Source organism: Pseudomonas sp. Tof1 (genome assembly GCF_055390395.1).
Genome location: NZ_AP024344.1, coordinates 3,249,904 through 3,269,238, shown reverse-complemented (window position 1 = coordinate 3,269,238; position 19,335 = coordinate 3,249,904). Strand labels below are relative to the sequence as shown.

The window sequence follows — 19,335 nt, the reverse complement described above, 5'->3', positions numbered from 1 at the left end:
GAAGGGTAAAGAGCATGAGCCACCATCGCTGGAAAACCGTCCGTCCACCCCTGCATTTCCCGTCGCCACCCTGAACAATCCGCGCAGCCTGCAACTTGCTGGTCACATGGATGGCTGATTAATGGCCAAGGGAGAAGTGCGCCTGCAAAAGGCTATCTGAACGGGCACCTATCACCGAATCGACAATATCGGGATGACAACACGTCATTTCGTATCGCTATGCATTATTAAAAGCTGGTCATTTTATTCCATGAAGACCAATACATTTCTATTGGTTCGAGAGGTATTGCTATGCCTGCTGGAGCGATATTCATATCCTTCGATGCTGTTGCGGTTTCCGGCATCACCGTCGAAGCCTCGAAACTGGCGAAACATCTCCTGCACAAGGGGATAACTTCGTACCTCGACCTGGGTTATGAAATAAAGGTCGACAAGGGCAACTTCAACAAACCCTACGATCATGAAAAGGATATCTATCGGGATATCTTCAACCTGGTGCGGATCGAGGATATCGACACCGTGCCTTATTACAACGTGGACTTCATCGAGTACTCCCACAACATCCTCATTGCCCAGAAGGCCCAGGTATCCGCGCAGGAGCAGCAACACCTGCTCAAGGCCATTGGCGAGTCGGCCCAGGCCTTGTCCCTGCGGATCATCCAGTTGTGGGAGCAGCTCGATATCCGGCATGTCATCGTGGAAAACGCCACGCTGCCGGAAAACATTATCTACACCCAGGCGCTGTACCTGGCCATCGAGCGCTACGGCCGGCAGCATGGGCTGGGCAATTTTGTCATCTGGCGCGACCACGACCTGATGTGGAGCAGCGAAAAGTCCGTGATGAAATACGGGCCGGAGCCCTATCCCCATGCGGTCAAGCCGGTCAGTTCGCCCCATATCACCTATGTCACCCTCAACAACGACCTGAAGGACAAGCTCGAACACTGGTGCGATCACCGGGTACAGGTGCAGGTCCGCAGGAACACCTATGACTTCAGTGGCCAGGGCCGCTACCACTCTATCAAGGAGCGCCTGGATATCCGTGACAGCGACCTGCTGATCGCCCGCACCACGCGGATCATTCCGCAAAAGCGCCAGGATCGCGATATCCATCTGGTACAGCGCTTGAACCAGCGCTTCGCCCGGGACGGCAGCCGGCGCCGGGTGTACCTGGCACTGGCGGGCGACCCCGGCGAGCATCCGGCTTATTTCGCCGAATTGAACCAGTTGGCCCGGGAACTTGAGGTCGAGGCCTATATCAAGTTCATCGGCGCACTGTCCCACGACTATATGCCGTCGGATGAGCGGACAATCACGGTCGAGGATCTTTACCACTCCTGCGACCTGGTTTCATTCCTGACGTCCTGGGGTTACGACAGTTATGGCAACCCCGTGGGGGAGGCCATCAGCAGCCAGCGCTGCTATATCGCCAGCAACTATGAGTATTACCAGGAAGTCTATGGTCGACATGGCTTCGAGGCGCCGATCATGGCGATTTCGCAAGAACATGACGGACTGCCCGACGACAACTTCGTCGAGCAGGTCTACCAACTGCTGAACGACAAGGCGCTGATGGAGCAGATAGCCCAGCGCAACTTTGCCATTGGTCGGCGGGTGCTCTCCAACAATATCGTGGACATGCTTGACCTGAGCCCTTGCGGAGGAACTATGCGTGATACTGTTTTTGTTTCGGTGGTACTGCCGCTTTATAACGAAAGCGACCGAATCGATGTCGTACTCGACTCACTGTTCCACCAGAAAACCCGGGACAATCTGATTACCCATGCCAGTTATGAACTGATCATCGTCGATAACAATTCGACCGACGATTCAGTGGCCAAGATCAGGCGTTTCAGCGAGCGCCATCCTTCCCTGGATATCCATGTGATCCAGGAGCTTACCCAGGGGGTTTCCTCTGCCCGCAAGCGCGGCATGGACTATGCCTCGTTGCGCTCGAAAGAGCGGGATATCCGCCTGGGCGTCGACAACCGGCACTACATTGCCTCCGCCGACGCCGACTGCACCGTCGACCCGTACTGGCTGCACGCGCTGATTGCCAGGATGATCACCGAAAACGGTGACCTGGGCACCTGCAACTACTACTACAACGAAGCGCATTTCCGCCAGCGGCCGAACCTGTACAACGAGATCCAGAAGACCCTGCGTTGCCGCGAGATGTCCTTCTCGCTGTTCGGTGGCTTCCCGGACGGCAAGGGGTTCGCCGTCGAACGCCGGCTCTACGACCGGGTCGGCGGCATCGAGATCTTCTACCAGCTGGAAAACGGCCGTTTCGTCGAACACCTCTCCGATGACTGGGACTTCGGCATCCGGGTGATCGCCTGGGGCGGCAAGCCGGTCTACGCCCACGAATCACGGATCGAGATCAACAGCCGACGGGTGGACACCATTCTCGACGAGGTGATCACCGGTAATGCCTACGGCCAGGACGGCATCATCATCATGAAGGACGTGCGTCCGGAGGTTGAAGAGCAGGCTCCGACACTGCGCGACACCACGCCTGCCGAGTCGCGGCAGGCCTGGGAGTACTCGATCAAGGACTATGTGCCGAAGAACATCGTGCTGCCGGCGCTGCTCAACCCGCACATTCTGTTGGAGAATCCGGCGGTGCGGGCGTTCTTCGGCGAGCCGGTGGCGGACCGCCTGTACCAGCGCATCCACGAGATCAAGCAGCAGTCGCGGGTGATCGACTTCAAGCCGATCCACGCCTACAAGACCCCGTCCTATCGCCTGTACTTCGAGTTCCGCGAGGAAATCTTCAGCGCCCTGCGCCGCGCCGTGGGCGAGGACATCGGCTACCCACCGCCATTGCCGGCCTGTTTCGACAAGGTCAAGCCCGAGGATTTCCAGCGTTTCGTCTACTACTTCGCCGAGGACCGCGAGTCCGGCGAAGCCCATAACTACTTTGCCAACGGGGGGTGTTCTGATGAACGGCGAAGCCCTGTACTCACTGCACGATATCGACCCGAACTACCCGGTACCGCGGGTCCATGAGTTCCTCGCGCACCCGGACAACAGCGCCTTCCTTGAGTACGTGTTCAACGACCCGTTCGGCTGCCACGTGTTCCCCGGCGATATGCCCGGCTATCCGTTGCCGTCGTTCTTCGCGGACATGGACCGGGAAATCCGCCAGGCCAGGCAGATCCACCTGTGGGCCTACATTCCCACCTGTCGCTACCGCTGCCATTTCTGCCAGTACCCGACGGTGATCCTCAACCCCAAGGCGGCCTCGTCCCAGGTGGTGTTCCGCGACGTGGTGGACTACAACATCCGGGAAGCCGGCCTGTGGCTGCAGAAGGTGCCGAGCCTGGCCCGGGCCGAGGTCGGCGAGTTCAATATCTTCGGGGGGACGCCCTCGCTGCTGCCGGAGTCGGAGCTGCGCCGGTTGATGGCGTTCTACCGGAGCCACTTCAACTTCTCGGCCGCGACCCTGCGCTTCGAGGGCGAGCCGGGCACGCTGAACAGGGAATACCTGTCGCTGCTCAAGGAACTGGGTTTCACCAAGATCAGCTTCGGCGCGCAGTCCTTCGACGACCGCATCATTGCCGCCTGCGGGCGCATGCACTCGGCCGAGGAGTGCGTGGACACCATCCACCACGCCCGCGCCATCGGCCTGGAGTGGGTCAGTGTCGACCTGATCTACGGCATGCTCGGCCAGAGCGTCGATGATGTGAAGTACGACATGCAGAAGGCCCTGGAGCTGGAACTGTCCCATGTGGTCATCAGCAAGCTGCACATGGAGGAGTTCATGAAGACCCGCACCGGGGTCTCCGGCGAGAAGCAGAGCCACTGGCAGCGCAAGGGCCTGATCAGCATGAACGACATGACCTTCCCGGGCCTGGGCAAGCAGTACCAGATGCGCGAGCTGGTGGAGCAGTACCTGGCGCCCAGCTATCGCGAGCACCCGACCATGTACTTCCACCAGAACGACCTGCAGCCGGAAAAGTGGAAGGGCCTGATCACCGACCTCGAGACCCAGTACCCCGAGGTGGCGATCGGCCTGGGCGGCAGTTCCAAATGCACCCGCGCCGAAGCGATCAATATCACCGGCTATGCCAAATACAAGCAGGCGCTGGACGAAGGCCGCCTGCCCATCGACGAAAGCCGTGGCGTGTCGCCGCTGCAGCGGGAGGTGAACGCCTTCAAGATGGCCCTTTCCACCCTGGTGCCGGTGGACGACCAGGTGTTCCGCCAGCGCTTCGACGGACGCAGCTACCACGACAACCCGATCATCAGCGCAACCCTCAAGACCCTGGTGGACAAGGCGCTGGTCAGCGTCGAGGGCGACCGGGTGCGGCTGACGCCCAATGGCGTGACCCTGGTGGAAGCCATCATCAATACCCAGTTCACTGAGCCCCGGGCCTGAAGGAGCGCGTCGATGCAACAGCACAACACCCCCTCCACAGCGGTCTTCAGCCTCCACTACATCGCCATCGATACCGAGGCCGGGGTGACGCCGGAGCAGTTCGAAACCTTCGTGCGCGAGAAAGGCGTGCACCTTCCCTGTTACCCGGGCTGGAGCTGGACCCTGCTGCGCGGGCTGCGGGGCGAGCGGGCAGGGCAGTACCTGATGCTGTTCGAGATCGCCAGTGCCCAACAGCGTGACCTGTATATCACGGCCGATGGCAACAAGACCGAACGGGCCCGCCAGTTCTGGCGTGAGCGGCCGCAGGCCCTGGATATCCTCGGCGAATGGCGACGCTACGGCACCTACGCCGAACTGCCGACGCTCTATACCGACTACCGCCTGCTGGCCGAAAACCGCAAGAGCACGGTCGCGCCGGGCCCGCGCTACCAGGAGCGGGCAGGGCAGGCGCCCATCGCCCGGGTGATCGGCCTCCACAACCTGGCGTTGCGTGCGGATGTCCAGGCGCAGACCTTCGAGACCTTCATTGCCGAGAACCACCATCGCATCGAGGACTACCCGGACTGGAAGTTCCACCTGCTCAAGGGCGAGCGCGGCAATCGCCTGGACCAGTACGTGGTGATGATGGAGATCGCCAGCCTCCAGGCGCTGGATGTGTTCTACCCGGAGCCGGATATCGCCACCGACGAGGCGGCGAAATTCGCCCGGGCCCATCGCGACACCAAACAGATGTACGAGGAGTGGAAGCAACTGGCGTCGTTCTCCGGCTCGCCGCAGATCTACACCGACTACCTGTCGGTCGCGCAGAGTCTGAGCTGATGACGACTCAAGTGCTCGACTCACGACTGGCGGGCAATCTGCGCCAGCAGCAGGCTACTCGGCGGATTTTCCTTGTCGCCGGGCTGGGCATGGCCGCCTGGGCACCGCTGATTCCCTTCGTCAAGGGCCGGCTGGCCATCGGCGACGACACCCTGGGCCTGCTGCTGTTCTGCATCGCCGCCGGTTCCATGCTGGCGATGCCCTTTACCGGGTGGCTGATCGCCCGGTTCGGCTGCCGGGCCGTGATCCTGGCCTGCGCCACACTGTTGTGTCTGGTGCTGCCGTTCATGATGCATGCCAGCGCAACACTGGCGCTCGCCGCGGCCTTGCTGCTGTTTGGCGCGGTCAACGGCCTGCTCGATGTGTCGATGAACGCCCAGGCGGTGATTGTCGAACGCGACAGCGGGCAGGCGAAGATGTCCGGTTTCCATGGTTTCTACAGCATCGGCAGCGTGGCCGGGGCGGGTGGCGTCAGTCTGCTGTTGTGGGCGGGGCTGGCGCCTCTGCAGGCGATCCTGCTGGTGGTGCTGCTGATCGCGTTGCTGGTGATGCAGGCCTGCGCCCATCTGCTCGGCCGACAGCCCCGGGAGCCTGGTGAAACCGCTGGCCTGCTGCGGGCGCTGGTCCAGCCGAGCCTGCTGGTCATCGCGCTGCTGTGCTTTTTCATCTTCATGATCGAAGGGGCGATGCTCGACTGGTCGGCAGTGCTGCTGCACAGCGAGCGGGCATGGACAAGAGCCACGCCGGCTTCGGCTACACCCTCTACGCCCTGGCCGTGGCGCTATGCCGGCTGGGCGGTGACCGCCTGGTCAATGCCGTGGGGCACCGGCGCCTGCTGGCGGCCGGTGCCGGCTGCGCCGCCATCGGCCTGTTGCTGATCGTCTCGATCGATCGGCCGGGGGTGGCGCTGGGCGGCTTCGTCCTGGCGGGCATCGGCCTTTCCAACATCGTGCCGATCCTGTTCAGCACCGCCGGCAACCATCCGCGCGTGCCATCGGGCATGGCCCTGTCGGCCGTGACCCTGGTCGGCTACAGCGGCCTGCTCAGCGGCCCGGCGCTGATCGGCCTGGTCGCCCGGCATGCCAGCCTGACCAGCGCCTTTGGCGCCGGGGTGGTGATCCTGCTGCTGGTCTGCGCCAGCGCCTGGCGCATCACTGGCCGGGGCCGAAGGCTGTGCGCTAGACACCGGTTTGTTTCGTCCCGACGTTACCCCTCCATGGAGTCATCATGAATCAGGAATCCGCAGCGGTATTCAGCCTGCACTACATTGGTCTCAACCTGAAAAAGGGCGTCACTGCCGAGCATTTCGAGGATTTCGTGCGCCAGCGTGGCGTCGCCATCCCGGCGTATCCCGGTTGGCGCTGGACGTTGCTCAAGGGCCTGCGCGGCGAGCGACAGAACCAGTACCTGATGCTGTTCGAAGCGCCCAGCGCCGAAGAATATGCCCACTACATCGACCACAACGGCGACCAGACCGCCCATGCCCGCGAGTTCTGGCAGCAGCATGGCGAGGCGCTGGAACTGATCGCCGAATGGAAAACCTTCGCGACCTTCGCCGAACTGCCGACCCTTTTTTCCACCTATTCGCTGCTGGCGCAGAACAACCACAGTTCCCTGGCCGAAGGCCCCAACTACCGCGCCGTGGCCGGCGAGAAACCGGTGGCACGGGTGGTGGGCATCCATAACCTGGCGTTGCGCTCCGGCGTGTCGGCGCAGACCTTCGACGACTTCATCACCGGCAATATCCAGCGCATCGAAGACTACCCGGGCTGGAAGTTCCACATGCTCAAGGGGCAGGGCGGTAACCGCCTGGACCAGTACGCGGTGATGCTGGAGATCGAGAGCCTGGCCTCGCTGAATGCCTTCCACCCGGAACTGGACGTGTCGACGGAAAAGGCATTGACCTTTGTCCGCGAGCACCAGGAGAGCGAGCGCATGTACGAGGAATGGCGGCAACTGGCGTCCTTCTCCGGTGCGCCGCAGGTGTATACCGACTACATCACCATTGCCGGGAATGGCGACTGACATCAGCGGACTTCTGAGACGGCCGCTCCTACGCTACGCGTAGGAATGCCTCCCAGGACGCTTGTCGTCCGCTCTTGTGACGCAGGGCGTCACGGACTGCGTTTCCCACGCGGCACGTGGGAACGATCAGTAACGTCGTGTTGGTGTTCAGGCTCGAAAAGTCTAGAATCCGCGCTGTTGCAAGGCCCCAGCGAAGGAAAGCGAGACGGAACCATGCTCGAAGCCAACCCCAATTGCCCGATCCGTCGTCGGCTGGCCCATCTGCCCTGGGTCGGTGATAACCGCGCCGGCTTGCGCCATTGGCTGGAGATCCAGCGCGACCCATTGGCCTGGCTGCAGAAAATGCACGCGATGCAGCCGGACGTCGCCGTCATGCGCATGGGCCCGCAGCGTGTCTGGTGTCTGTTCCATCCGCAAGCCGTGCACGAGCTGATGGTCGAGCATCGCGACGACCTGCGCCGCTGGGCGCCAGCCCTGTGCATGCTCAAGCAATGGAACGGGCGCAGCTTCATGATGCGCGAAGGCGAGCCGGCCCAGGCACAGCGCAAGGCGGTACGTCCACACATTACTGCGCCAGCGGCCAGTGAGGTGCGCCACCTGGCCGCACAGTGGGCAGAGCGGATAGAGGAGGGGCGCGAGTACGATCTCGACCTGGAAATGGCCGCGTTCAGCGCCACCCTCAGCGGTCACGCGCTGTTCGAGGTGGACCTGGAGCCTTCGGCCTACCGGATCGCCAAGGCGGTGCGCCTGCTGTCGCGGGTGGCGTTGCTGGAAATGTCCACCGGTCTGCCCCTGGGGCACTGGTTCCCGAGCAAACTCTGCCCGCGCAAACGCTGGGCGCTGGGGCAATTGCGGGCGGTGGTCGACGAGGTTGCGCAGCAGTCGCCCAGGCCCCTGGTCGAATTGCGCGATGAACTCTGCACGCTACTGATGGCATCGCACCAGTCCACTGGCGTCACCTTGACCTGGTGCCTGTTGCTATTGGCGCAACGTCCGGACCTGTGCAAGCGACTGCGGGCCGAACTGGCCCCCATCGACTGGCCAGCCATCCGCTCGGTCAGTGACCTGCGCAACTGTCCCTTGCTGCGGGCGGTGCTGCAGGAATGCCTGCGCCTGTACCCACCAGCCTACGGCCTGGCGCCACGGCAGGTGACGGCAGACATCGAAGTGTCCGGGCATTCGCTCAAGCGGGGCGACGTGGTCATGGTCTCCAGTTGGATCACCCATCGCGACCCACGCTGGTTCGAGACGCCCCTGGAATTCCGCCCGGAACGTTTCCTGGACTCGGCAACGTGGCCGCGCGGCGCCTATTTCCCGTTCGGCCTGGGGGACCGTTCCTGCCCGGGAACCGCGATGGCGATGATCGATCTGGCGGCAGCGCTGGCCTACTGGGTGGAGCATTGGGACATCGTGTACGACGGCGAGCTGGCGCCACGGGGGTGGTTTTCCCTGCGGCCGCAGCGGGCTCGGGTTCGGTTCGTGCGGATAGCCGAGGGTTAGTCGAGTGGCTGGACTTCAGTGTATGACTGCGTAACCGGTTTTTCGTCCTCTTTAACCAGAATTTCGACACTGTATTCCTTTAGCGGAAGGATCTTTGGGCGGCCATCCTTATAGATGGCCAGCTTGGAGCCGGAGGTGGCCACCAGAAAGCCCGAGGCAATGATCTTCTCGCCGTCCCTGACCACGTAACAGCGCTTTTTTGCCTGCTCGGAGAAATCGCAACCCTTGGCAAAGATCTCGCGATCGCGCTTCAGTGTCTGTTTGGCGCCATATTCGCCAATGACTCCAGGGAGAAGCAATACCGGCAGCAGAATGAGCGGAATCAGCATCAACAAAGTCGTGATAACTGCGGAAAGCACCACGAGTCCACTGGTGAGCGCGACGTATCGATTGCGAGTGTATTTTTCAACAGTGCTCTTTATCCGAATACTGGTTTCGAATTTCTTGATAAGCACCCATTCAGTGGAAAGCCCCAGGATAGTGCCGGCGATGATTAGCCAGACCACCGGGTTGCGCACAATGCCGGTCCAGTTGCCAAGCGACTCGACCAGGGCCACGTAGGCGTAAACGAAATAATCGCGAGCTTCGACCTCGAATAGCCCAGAGGGAATATGCAGGCCACGCAAATAGTCCTGCCAGTAGATCAATCCAGTGACGTACGGCGCGGCATAACCGACGAAGCCAAGAAAAGGCAACGCGAGTACCCAAGGGAATTGACTGGTGGATTTGGCGATGACGGCAGGCGTAGTCGTGTCGATCTTTTCTTCAGCGCTCATTGGAATCCTTTCGTGTGGTGGCTGATCAAGCTGAAAGCGCAGGGCGTCCGAGCTGAATTGGAGCGGGCGACATTTTACGTTCCGGCAAACAGATTCGACGAGGGGCAGTGTGAACGCCATTACGCACATACACAATTTAACATAATATACATTATGCGTAGTATCATATGACTCGTTCAGTCCGCTTCTCCACAGAATTCATGAGCCGGACCTTACGCAAATCAAGACCTTGCGCTAACGTCTCGTTCCCGGACGTTTCGCTCATTGCATCGCCACATCATCCAAGGACGCTTCATGAAATGGATCATCACCGCAGCCATGCTGTTTGTCTGTAGCACAGGATCAGCCCAACCCATCACGCAACCGTTCACTGCTCAGGTTCAGAAAGTCTCGGACGCAGTGCTTTGCGGAGTCTACAAAGGTCAACGCTCGGAGTTCGCCAACGTAATGAACAAGCAATGTCGCGCTCAGGCACGCGCCGCGTTCGACGGTCTGCCAGATAAAAAGTCGCTCAAGGACTGCATCAAGCCTGGCAATGTGATCGACGATGACGTCAGGAAATGCATGAAAGGCCTTTGACTCGGCCAGACAAAGGCCCCAATGACGTATCCAGCCTCAGCATAAACAAGGGATCAGCATGCTTCGTGGAATGAAAGCACCACTCATGGCCTTACTCGACACTCTATCGCTCATTCAGGCATCGCCATCCCTGGCGGATAACATAAATGGGAAGAACCTCTATTTACAACGATGCGCCATGTGCCATGGTGCCGATATCAAGGGAACAGGCCCGCTGGCTAAAAAAAGCAATCCTCCCACGCCTGATCTGACGACGTCAGCCTTCAAAAAGCGGTTGAATGATTACCCGGGCGTTATTGTTTCATCGGTAATACTTCGCCCCAATGGGGATTTGATTCCAAGAACCTTGCAGGAGAACGGTGTAAAGCTGCCTTCGCACGCCTGGAGCGTTAAGGATTTTCGCGATTTGAACCAATACATGGTGGGTGCTATTTCAGGAAGTCGATAATCCCGCTTGACTGACATTCATCCCCTCACACTGCTGGGATACGACCTTCACGGGCAACTCATGAAATAACTCAACTAAATGGAGATTTAGTTGAGTTATCCAATTCCATTCATTTAACCGCCCGCTTCTCGGTTGATTCCGGCTGTGTTAAAACCACTCAAAACCTGAACCGGCGAGGACGTACACATGGGGCAACTCAAGGAAGCTTTGAAGCTGTTCAACGATGAGGAGCTTGAAAATGTGCGCGAGCATGTGAAAACGCTCTTCGATCTTGGCAAGGCACGCGCCACAGTCGCCGAGCTGGAGCTCACGAACCGCTTGAATACCTCCCTGGGCAGCGACAATCAGATAGTGCCCATTTCGAACATCATCGATACCTATTCAGAGGTGCATGCCTACAACCCTGCCGTGACCGATCGCCAGGTGCTCGGTGCGGTCATGGGGCCCCTGGAAAAAATCGTCGCAGGCGGTTCTGCCAGGATGCGCAATGTCATTGGCAGCCAGATAGCGGACATTATCAGGACCTTTCTCGCCCACGACGAAGAACTCACGGCAGGAAAGGACAGATACTTCGTCCTGACTGACGGCCCCTCCATCGTCAAGTTGGACCTCAGGATCTGGGCAACTTCTGTAAATGCCAGCGACATTCGTGAAAAGATCCAGAAAATCCTGGTGATCTCAGCCGTGAAGTCATCGATTGATATACAAAAAACCAATCTCAATACCTTTATCTCGCTCTACCAGAGTCAACTAAGCCGATCGTCTCTGAGCCCCATGAAGTCATCGAGGAAATCACTCAAGCCACAGAGATCATTCGTGCACTCAAAAGCTTTGCAGCGCCGATCTAATCGCCGCGCCACCGACTCTCACTCATAAAAGCAAGCGCCACTGCGCAACCGGGTGGCGCCCGACACGAATGCTCGATAGGCGTCCAGGGCACGTGCACAAAATTTGGGAACGATGCACCATCCGAGGGCTCTGATGCTACTCTGAAGCCGTTTGCTATCAGCCAGGCTACTGCCCCATGACATCCGCCGAGCTAGAGAGACCTGCCATGGAACCCGCCCCCCGCCCATCGACGGCCCGCCCCTGGCTGGCCCGGCTGTGTCTTTCCGTGTCGCTGCTGACTGCACAGGCCGCATTGGCCGCGCCCTCGCCCTCTCCTATCGATCTGTACATCCTCGATGCACCGCCGCTGACCTTTGTCGACGATTCCAACGGGCATGGCATCGTCGGCGATATTGCCGTGCAGGCCATCGCCAGGACAGGCCACACCGCCCATATAGAGGCATTGCCGTGGGCCCGGGCGCAGCGGCATGTCAGTGACAAGCAGGATCTGTTGATTGCACCACTGACGCGCACGCCGGAACGTGAGGATCGCTTCACCTGGATCGCGCCGATCATGAGCATGGACCGGGCGTTTTTCAGTCTCGACAAGCCGGTGACCAGCTTCGACCAGGCCAGGAAGACCTATCGGGTGATCGGTGTCGGGCTGGGCAGCGCGCAGGAGGAAATCCTGCGTACCCAGGGTTTTGACAAGGATCAGATCTACCCGCTGACCATCGGCGACAATCCCGCGCAGATGCTGCTCATGGGCCGGATCGATGCCTGGTTCAATGGCGTTCCGGAGAGCCGCTATATCTGGCCGAAGCTCTCCGATCGCAAGCTGTACATGAGCCCGGTGATGAGTTCGGCGCAGGTGTATCTGGCCTGCTCCAAACAGTGTTCCGCGGATCTGGTGAAGCGGCTGCGCAATGCCGTGGAGGCACTGCGTCGGGATGGGACCCTGGAGCGGTTGCGGGTGAGGTATATGCCGGAGTGATGATAGCTGCACTCCCCACCTGTTTGAGGTTACGGTGGGTCTGCCCGCCTTTCAGGGGGCAGTCCAAAGCCAGGCAAGGCTTGGCAGTGCCCTTTCTTGTTGTTGCATACCTTGTTTCCGCCTGATGGAACTGGCCCAATGTGGTTGTCCGATATCTACAAGACATCCGTAGGACTGAGCTCGTCGTCTCTACGAATTGCCTGACAACCCTCCCCACACGAGCCGGACAGGAGCCCAGATGCAGCTCAAACACAAAGTCGTCGCCTTGGGGATTCTGCCCCTGGCGCTGGCGATCGCGGTGATCTGCGGCCTGGTGTTTTCCCTCAACCGCCAGTTGGGCGACCAGCAGGCGCAACTGATCGAACACAGCATCCTGGCCAGCAAACGCGCCGAGCTGAAGAACCATGTCGCCCTCGCCCAGAGCCTGATCGCGCCGTTGTATAACGACGGCCAGGGCGATGAACAGGCCCGGCAGCAGGTGCTGGAGGTGCTGCGCAAGCTCAGTTTCGGCGTCGATGGCTATTTCTTCGTCTATGACCGCCAGGGGCGCAACCTGATGCATGCGCGGCAGGCGGAGCTGGTCGGCCGGGATCTCTGGGAGATGCAGGACCCCCACGGCCTGGCGGTGATCCAGGCACTACTGAAAACCGCACAATCCGGCACGGGTTTCCAGCGTTATGCCTGGAACAAGCCGTCCACCGGCCAGGTCACCGGCAAGTTGTCCTATGTGGTGATGCTCGATCGCTGGGGCTGGATGCTCGGCACCGGCATCTACCTGGAAGATGTCGACCAGGCCACCCGGCAGGCCCGCGACGAGGTGGCCCGTGGCATTCACGAAACCATGCTGGCGATCGCCCTGGTGGCACTGGTCGCGGTGCTGTTGGTGTTCGCCGGCGGCATGACCTTGAACTTCAGCGAGCAGCGCCTGGCCGACCGCAAGCTGCGGCAGTTGACCCGGCGTATCGTCAGCCTCCAGGAAGAGGAACGCTCACGGATCTCCCGCGAGCTGCATGATGGGATCAGCCAGTTGCTGGTGTCGATCAAGTTCAAGTTCGAGCTGGCCGGGCATGTCTTCGAAAAACAACAGTACGCCAAAGGCCTGGGCATCCTCAGAGAAGCCACCGAGCGCATGGGCGAAGCGATTGGCGAAGTGCGCAACCTGTCCCACGACCTGCGCTCGTCGCTGCTCGACAGCCTCGGCCTGCCGGCGGCGATCGGTCATCTTGCCGCGGAGTTCGAGCAGCGGACGGGGTTGCAGGTGAGTTGCAGCGTCAGTGACTTCGACAGCCGCCTGGCCGACGAGGCGGCGGTGTCGTTGTTCCGTATCGTCCAGGAGGGCCTGGCAAACATCGAACGGCATGCCCGGGCCCGTCACGTTTCGATCAACCTGTACAGCAGCGAAACCTCGATCCGCCTGCGAATGGTCGACGATGGGATCGGTTTCGACATCGCCCAGGTCACCCGCAGCCAGGCCGGTATCGGTCTGCGCAATATTCGGGAACGGGTCGAACAGCTCGGCGGACGCGTCGAATTGACCTCGATACCGGGTCGAAGTGAACTGGATGTACTGTTGCCGGCAGGCCAGCCAAGAGCGGAAACGGGCCGCTGACTACAGGCAATCCTGCGCGGCACGCTCGAACGGCGAGGCCTTGAAGGTCGATGCCAGCAGTTGCCGCTCGTAGAGGAACACTTTGCCACCGCTCGGCGCCTTGTAGGCCTCGAGCACATTGTCCGCGGCGAACTTGCTGGCCACGACGATCTTGTAGTGCCGCTGGCTCTGGGAAACCATCGGGGTCAGGGCGTTTTTCTGCAGTTTCGGCACCACGCACTCGGTGTACTCCTCCGGCGTCTTGCTGGTCTGCAGGGTCAGCGTCGGGTCGTTGGGGGCGGAGGCACACCCCTGGAGCAACAAGGCGGCGAAGGCCAGAACGGGAAGCAGTAAGCGGCGCATGGGCAAATCCTGGTTAAAGACGCGGTTCGTTGGAATGGCGGCAATTTTCCGGTGTGCCCCGGCAAAACGGAACTTGCGATGCTTGATGTTCACTATTACCGGAACCGATAGTTCACTGCCCTTGCCCTGCTCCACCGTGATTCAGCAACGGTATTTTCAAGGCGTTCAGCCGGTTGATCAGGCGGTCAGTCATGGCTAGACTCTGGCGGCCAGTCTGGAGACCGACAATGCCTGAACTACTCCCGCACTACTCGAGCCCCGATGCCCGCGACCTGATCCTGGATGCGGCGCTGAAGATATTTTCCGTCTCGGGTTTCGAGGGTGCATCAATTCGCCAGGTGGCCCTGGCCGCGCAGGTTTCGCCGCCGCTGATCCACCATCACTTCAAGGACAAGGAAACCCTCTGGGAACAGGTGGGCGAGCGGGTCACCGCCGATTTCCAGGTGTGGTTCAAGGACCTGTCGCTGACGGAAAACGCCATCGACGCCCAGACCATCCCGACCCTGGTCGGCGCCTACATGGATTACTGGAAATCCCACCCCAGCGCGCTGCGCTTCCAACTGTGGCGGATCATGGGCAAGCAGGACGAGGAACGCAAAAGACGCTCCGAACAGCTCAACAACCTGTTCGTGCCGATTTTCGCCAGGGCCCAGGAAGCCGGTTACGTGCGCAACGACATACCGCCCGGCCAGGCGATGATCACTGTCGGCGGGCTGATCCAGTACTGGCTGCACAGCCGGATCGAGGCCCAGGATGCCATCGCCGTGAGCGGCCACCCGGTGCCGGATGACCAGGCTTTCCTGGCCTATGCCCTGAGCCTGATCACCCGTCCCGCCTGATCAGCCGGTCAGGTACTGCTCACGCAGACGCTCGCGCAGCCCACGCTTGCTGATCTTGCCCACCGCGGTGGCCGGGAACACGTCAATGAAGCAGTACTGGTCCGGCTGCTTGAAGCTCGCCAGCCCCTGCTGCTGCAAGAAGTCACCGATTTCCCGCGATTCCATGGGCTGGCGCAGGATGATGAACGCGCAACTCTTTTCCCCCAGGTACTCGTCCGGCAGGCCGACCACCGCCGCATCATAGATCGACGGGTGGCTGATCAGCACACTCTCGACCTCGTCCACGGCGATCTTTTCGCCCCCCCGGTTGATCTGCTCCTTGTCGCGCCCGCAGAGACGCAGGTAGCCCTCGGCGTCACGCCGGGCCAGATCACCGGTGCGGTAGAAACCGTCGGTGCGGAAGGCGTGCCGGTTATGCTCGGGCGCACCGTAGTAGGCGCGCAGGGTGTACGGCCCACGCACGAGCAAATGGCCCTTCTCCCCCACCGGCAACTCCCGATCCTGGTCGTCGACGATCAGCACTTCGTCCGCCGGCGACAGCGGCCGGCCCTGGGTGGTGCAGACCCGATCGAGCGGATCGTCCAGGCGGGTGAAGCTCAGCAGCCCTTCGGCCATGCCGAACACCTGCTGCAGTCGGCAGCCGAGGGTCGGTTCGACGCGGCGCGCGACATCCTCGGCGAACGAGGCCCCGCCGACCTGCAGCACCTGCAGCGAGTCGAGTACCGGTGCCAGTTCCTGCGCGGCCTCCAGCCACAGCAGAACCAGGGTCGGAACCAGCGAGACATGGGTGACGCCATGGGCCTCGATCAGTTCGAAGCACTCGATCGGGCTCGGATCCCGGGCAATCACCACGCAGCCTCCGACACTGAGGGTGCCGATGAAGCCGGGACTGGCCATGGGGAAGTTGTGGGCCATGGGCAATACCGCCAACTGGCGCGAGTCACTGTCCAGGCCACTGACGTGGGCACTGGCATGGGCGTTGTACAGGTACTCGTTGTGCCGCCGTGGAATCAGCTTGGGGATGCCAGTGGTACCACCGGACAGCTGGAAGCAGGCGATATCGTCGGGGCTCGGCTGGGCGATGGTCGCCGCAGTGTCCTGCCCCGCCATCAGGTCGCGCCAGGACTCCTGCGGCTCGACCGCCATCACCAGGCGCAACGACGGCGAGCCGATACGGATGCGCTCGACCACCGCTTGCCTGGCGCTGTCATGGGGGTATTGCGGATGGAACCAGGCCACCGCATCGGTCAGGCCGACGAACTGGCCGATCTCCCGTTCGCCATGGGCCGGCAGGGCCATCACCGGGACCACGCCGAGGCGGAACAGGGCGAACACCAGTTCGACGACGGCCGCCTGGTTGTTCAGTTGCACGATCGCCACCTGGCCCGGCCGCAGGCCGCGGCTCCACAGTGCGGTGGCCAGGCGCTCGACACCTTCGTACAGTTGTCGATAACTGAGGCAGCGCTCGCCATCGACCAGCGCCGGGCGTTCCCCATGGCGCTCGGCCTGGGCCTTGAGCATCTGGCCCAGGCTCAGCTCCTGCCAGTACGGCAGACGACGGTACTCGCTGGCCAGGCCGGCGGGCGGCGCCACGCACTGCGCCCTCAGTTCACTCAGATTCTGATGCATGCTTGAAAATCCCTTTGGATGATTGGCTTCCTGTCAGGCCTGCAGCCGCGATGCCTCGACCAGGTTTTCACTCAGGCCCGGTGCCAGCGCATCGAGCATGGTCCGCAACTTGACGCAGGTTTCGCGGTATTCCAGTTCCGGCTCGGAGCCGGCCACCAGGCCGCAGCCGGCAAAGGCCCAGGCCTGCTCGCCGCGCACCAGTGCCGAACGCAGGGCCACGGCGAATTCGCCATCGCCCTCGCTGTCCAGCCAGCCGACCGGTGCGGCGTACCAACCGCGGTGCAGACTCTCGTGCCGGCGAATCCAGCGGATCGCCGCCTGACGGTCCAGCCCGCCCACCGCCGGCGTCGGGTGCAGCGCCTCGACCACCGCGAGCAGCGGCACTTCGGGCAGCAGACGGCCGTGGATCGGCGTCATCAGGTGCTGGATATGCTTGAGTCGGTGAACCACCGGGACCTCAGGCACCTGCAACTCGGCGGTGAAGCGCCTCAGGTCACTGCGCAGGGTTTCCACCACCAGCGCATGCTCATGGCGATCCTTGGCGCTGGCCAACAGACGGTCATGGTTGGCCCGATCACTTTGCGCGCAGGTGCCACGGGGAATGCTCCCGGCCAGTGCGGTGGTCCGCAGTTGCCCGGCCTGTTGCAGTACCAGGCGTTCCGGCGTGGCGCCGAGGAAGCAGCTGTCCCCACGGCGGAAGGCGAACAGATAGGCTCCGGGGTTGCCCTGCGCCAGGGCCTGCAGGATGCGTGGCAGGCTGAAAGGAGTGTCCGCCTGGATCCTGACCTCGCGCGCCAGCACCACCTTGTGCAACTGGCGGCTTTCGATATCGGCCAGGGCCCGCTTCACCCGGGCTTTCCATTCCTCCGCCGGCAGGCTTTCGCGAACCCGCGGATTGCGTCCCGGCTGCAAGGTCGTCACCGGCCTGCCCTGCTCCGTCTCCCACCAGTAATAAAGGTCGTCCAGCAGCTCCTGGCACAACGCCTGGCAGTCGGTCTGTTCGTCGATCTGGCTGGCCAGCAACAGATGCTCGCCCTGGCGGCTCAGCCGGGGCAGGACGAAAGCGGCCTCGGTAAATGCCCGCCATTGTTCCGAGCAGGGATTTTCCCGGTCGAAGGTGCGGCCGCCGAACAGCCGTGGCCGCTGTGGTCCGACGATGACCGCCTCGGCCATCCAGCGTTGCCAGGCCTGTTGCAGCTCGACCAGCGACTGGTCCTGCTGCAGCCCCAGTTCCAGGGCACGGCCGACGCCCACCATCGCCGGGCCCGATTCGGCGAACTGCCAGAGTACGGCCTGAGTGAAGCCCCAGGCGGCGGCAAAGGCCCGCAGGCCGTCACAGGCCGGCCAGGGGCAACTGAAACAGGCCAGGACCGGCCGTTGTTGGTCGGTGGCGCGTTGCCGGGCCTGCTCCAGGCAGTCGAGCAAGGCCGTGCGATCGATAAAGGGACTCATGCTTGCACCCGTTCAGGATAAGTGGCGCGCCAGTGCAGGATCTGCTGCTGGATGTTCCAGTGGATGATCTGCTCGTAGAGTTTTTCGATGAAACCGACCTCGAGGCCGGCCGCCTCCGCCCACTGGCGGCGCTCGGCAAGCATCGCCGCCACCCGCTCCGGCGCGGGGATGCTCTGCTCGCTCGGCTTGAATCGGGCGGCGGCCTTCACGTAGCGCAGCCTTTGTTGCAGGGTTTCGAGGATCTGATGATCGAGCGCATCGATACCGTCGCGAATGTCATTCAGGTCCAGGCAGGCTTCAGGTGTCTTGAGGTTCACAGTCGGCATGGCATTGATCTCGGTTAACGGAGGTGGACGTTGCGGGAAGCGGTACGGACCGCCAGGTTGGCAGGCGCGAGCGGCCCTACACTGCCGGCGAACTCGGCCACCTGCTGCAGCAGGTGAAAGTGCCCGCCCGGTTGCAGATGCAGCTGGTCGATGGCCGCCCAGTCGCGCCACCGCTCCAGGTCGGCCAGCGGCACATGCTCGTCATCACGCCCGTGAAACAGGCTGACGGCACAGTCCAGGGGCTTCGTCGGCTGGGCGCGATGGGCTTCGGCCAGGGCAAAGTCGGCACGCAGCATCGGCAGGAACAACGCCCGCGCCTCGGCATCACGCAGCAGTTGCGGGGCGATGCCTCCCAGTTCCAGCAGGGCCGTGGCGAACGCCTCATCCGAGTGCCCGGCCAGGCAGCGATGCGGCGTCAGGTGCGGCGCGCGGACCGACGACAACAGCAGCCGCGCCGGCGGCCGCCCCTGCTCGCAGAGCCGGGCCGCCAGCGCATGGGCAACGAAGCCGCCCATGCTGTGCCCCAGCAGTACCAGTTGCTGGTTGCGCGGCAGCGCCGCCAGGGCCTCTTCGGCCAGTTCGGCGATCGAGCCCGGCAACGGCTCGAACATCCGCCGTCCACGCCCGGGATAGAGCATGGCCGAGACTTGCACAGCGGTTCCCAGCTGTTCGGCCAGGGACCGGTAGGTCGCCGGCTGACCGCCGGCGTGTGGGAAGATGAACAGGTGCACGGGGCTGGGCGACTGACCGCCCAGCGCTTCGAAAGTCAGCTTCATGAACGTTCT

General features: G+C 61.9%; 19 protein-coding genes. 13 read left to right on the top strand and 6 right to left on the bottom strand.

Features of this window, described 5'->3' with window-relative positions; translation table 11 throughout:
• Positions 1–291 precede the first annotated feature (291 nt).
• From ACZ5KU_RS14920 to ACZ5KU_RS14890, 7 genes are all read left to right on the top strand, one after another.
• Positions 292–3,012, top strand: a complete 2,721-nt coding sequence (locus tag ACZ5KU_RS14920) for a glycosyltransferase (RefSeq protein WP_464737375.1) — start codon at positions 292–294, stop codon at positions 3,010–3,012.
• Positions 2,945–4,384, top strand: a complete 1,440-nt coding sequence (locus tag ACZ5KU_RS14915) for a radical SAM protein (protein ID WP_464737374.1) — start codon at positions 2,945–2,947, stop codon at positions 4,382–4,384. Before ACZ5KU_RS14920 ends, ACZ5KU_RS14915 begins: the two co-directional genes overlap by 68 nt.
• A gap of 12 nt (positions 4,385–4,396) precedes the next feature.
• A complete protein-coding gene (locus ACZ5KU_RS14910; protein WP_054060858.1) occupies positions 4,397–5,203 on the top strand; it encodes a hypothetical protein in 807 nt (268 codons plus the stop codon).
• A complete protein-coding gene (locus ACZ5KU_RS14905; protein WP_464737373.1) occupies positions 5,203–6,081 on the top strand; it encodes an MFS transporter in 879 nt (292 codons plus the stop codon). The genes ACZ5KU_RS14910 and ACZ5KU_RS14905 overlap by 1 nt, the downstream gene beginning before the upstream one ends.
• Complete coding sequence (locus ACZ5KU_RS14900; RefSeq protein WP_464737411.1) at positions 5,973–6,434, top strand: hypothetical protein; 462 nt, start codon at positions 5,973–5,975, stop codon at positions 6,432–6,434. The genes ACZ5KU_RS14905 and ACZ5KU_RS14900 overlap by 109 nt, the downstream gene beginning before the upstream one ends.
• Positions 6,431–7,228: a hypothetical protein gene (locus ACZ5KU_RS14895; protein ID WP_054061418.1), complete on the top strand. Its 798-nt coding sequence runs from the start codon at positions 6,431–6,433 to the stop codon at positions 7,226–7,228. The genes ACZ5KU_RS14900 and ACZ5KU_RS14895 overlap by 4 nt, the downstream gene beginning before the upstream one ends.
• Positions 7,229–7,441: 213 nt before the next feature.
• A complete protein-coding gene (locus tag ACZ5KU_RS14890; RefSeq protein WP_416768971.1) occupies positions 7,442–8,728 on the top strand; it encodes a cytochrome P450 in 1,287 nt (428 codons plus the stop codon).
• On the opposite strand, the gene ACZ5KU_RS14885 is transcribed toward ACZ5KU_RS14890, so the two are convergent.
• On the bottom strand, positions 8,725–9,504 hold the full coding sequence (locus ACZ5KU_RS14885; RefSeq protein ID WP_416768970.1) for a hypothetical protein: 780 nt from the start codon (positions 9,502–9,504) through the stop codon (positions 8,725–8,727). The genes ACZ5KU_RS14890 and ACZ5KU_RS14885 overlap by 4 nt on opposite strands.
• A 294-nt stretch (positions 9,505–9,798) precedes the next feature.
• On the opposite strand from ACZ5KU_RS14885, the gene ACZ5KU_RS14880 reads away from it, so the two are divergent.
• From ACZ5KU_RS14880 to ACZ5KU_RS14860, 5 genes are all read left to right on the top strand, one after another.
• Entirely contained in the window at positions 9,799–10,083 is a 285-nt protein-coding gene (locus ACZ5KU_RS14880) for a hypothetical protein (protein ID WP_416768969.1), read from the top strand.
• A 70-nt stretch (positions 10,084–10,153) separates the two neighbouring features.
• Complete coding sequence (locus ACZ5KU_RS14875; RefSeq protein WP_464737372.1) at positions 10,154–10,531, top strand: c-type cytochrome; 378 nt, start codon at positions 10,154–10,156, stop codon at positions 10,529–10,531.
• 186 nt (positions 10,532–10,717) lie between these two features.
• The gene (locus ACZ5KU_RS14870; RefSeq protein WP_464737371.1) at positions 10,718–11,407 is read left to right on the top strand and encodes a hypothetical protein; all 690 of its coding nucleotides are present in this window, start codon (positions 10,718–10,720) and stop codon (positions 11,405–11,407) included.
• A 178-nt stretch (positions 11,408–11,585) separates the two neighbouring features.
• Entirely contained in the window at positions 11,586–12,353 is a 768-nt protein-coding gene (locus tag ACZ5KU_RS14865) for a substrate-binding periplasmic protein (RefSeq protein WP_054061424.1), read from the top strand.
• Positions 12,354–12,591: 238 nt separating this feature from the next.
• Positions 12,592–13,962, top strand: a complete 1,371-nt coding sequence (locus ACZ5KU_RS14860) for a cache domain-containing protein (protein ID WP_464737370.1) — start codon at positions 12,592–12,594, stop codon at positions 13,960–13,962.
• On the opposite strand, the gene ACZ5KU_RS14855 is transcribed toward ACZ5KU_RS14860, so the two are convergent.
• A complete protein-coding gene (locus ACZ5KU_RS14855) occupies positions 13,963–14,304 on the bottom strand; it encodes a hypothetical protein (protein ID WP_054061426.1) in 342 nt (113 codons plus the stop codon).
• Between the two features lie 227 nt (positions 14,305–14,531).
• Between ACZ5KU_RS14855 and ACZ5KU_RS14850 the strand changes: the two genes are divergently transcribed.
• Entirely contained in the window at positions 14,532–15,143 is a 612-nt protein-coding gene (locus tag ACZ5KU_RS14850) for a TetR/AcrR family transcriptional regulator (protein ID WP_464737369.1), read from the top strand.
• Here ACZ5KU_RS14850 and ACZ5KU_RS14845 read toward each other — a convergent pair whose 3' ends face one another.
• Genes ACZ5KU_RS14845 through ACZ5KU_RS14830 form a run of 4 tightly spaced genes read right to left on the bottom strand, consistent with a single transcriptional unit; the run spans position 15,144 to position 19,326 of the window.
• Positions 15,144–16,772, bottom strand: a complete 1,629-nt coding sequence (locus ACZ5KU_RS14845; protein ID WP_464737368.1) for a (2,3-dihydroxybenzoyl)adenylate synthase — start codon at positions 16,770–16,772, stop codon at positions 15,144–15,146. It lies immediately after the preceding gene.
• A 33-nt stretch (positions 16,773–16,805) separates the two neighbouring features.
• Entirely contained in the window at positions 16,806–18,224 is a 1,419-nt protein-coding gene (locus tag ACZ5KU_RS14840) for an isochorismate synthase (RefSeq protein WP_464737367.1), read from the bottom strand.
• Positions 18,221–18,550: an isochorismate lyase gene (locus ACZ5KU_RS14835; protein WP_054061580.1), complete on the bottom strand. Its 330-nt coding sequence runs from the start codon at positions 18,548–18,550 to the stop codon at positions 18,221–18,223. The genes ACZ5KU_RS14840 and ACZ5KU_RS14835 overlap by 4 nt, the downstream gene beginning before the upstream one ends.
• Before the next feature lie 14 nt (positions 18,551–18,564).
• On the bottom strand, positions 18,565–19,326 hold the full coding sequence (locus ACZ5KU_RS14830) for a thioesterase II family protein (RefSeq protein ID WP_464737366.1): 762 nt from the start codon (positions 19,324–19,326) through the stop codon (positions 18,565–18,567).
• Positions 19,327–19,335: the final 9 nt, after the last annotated feature.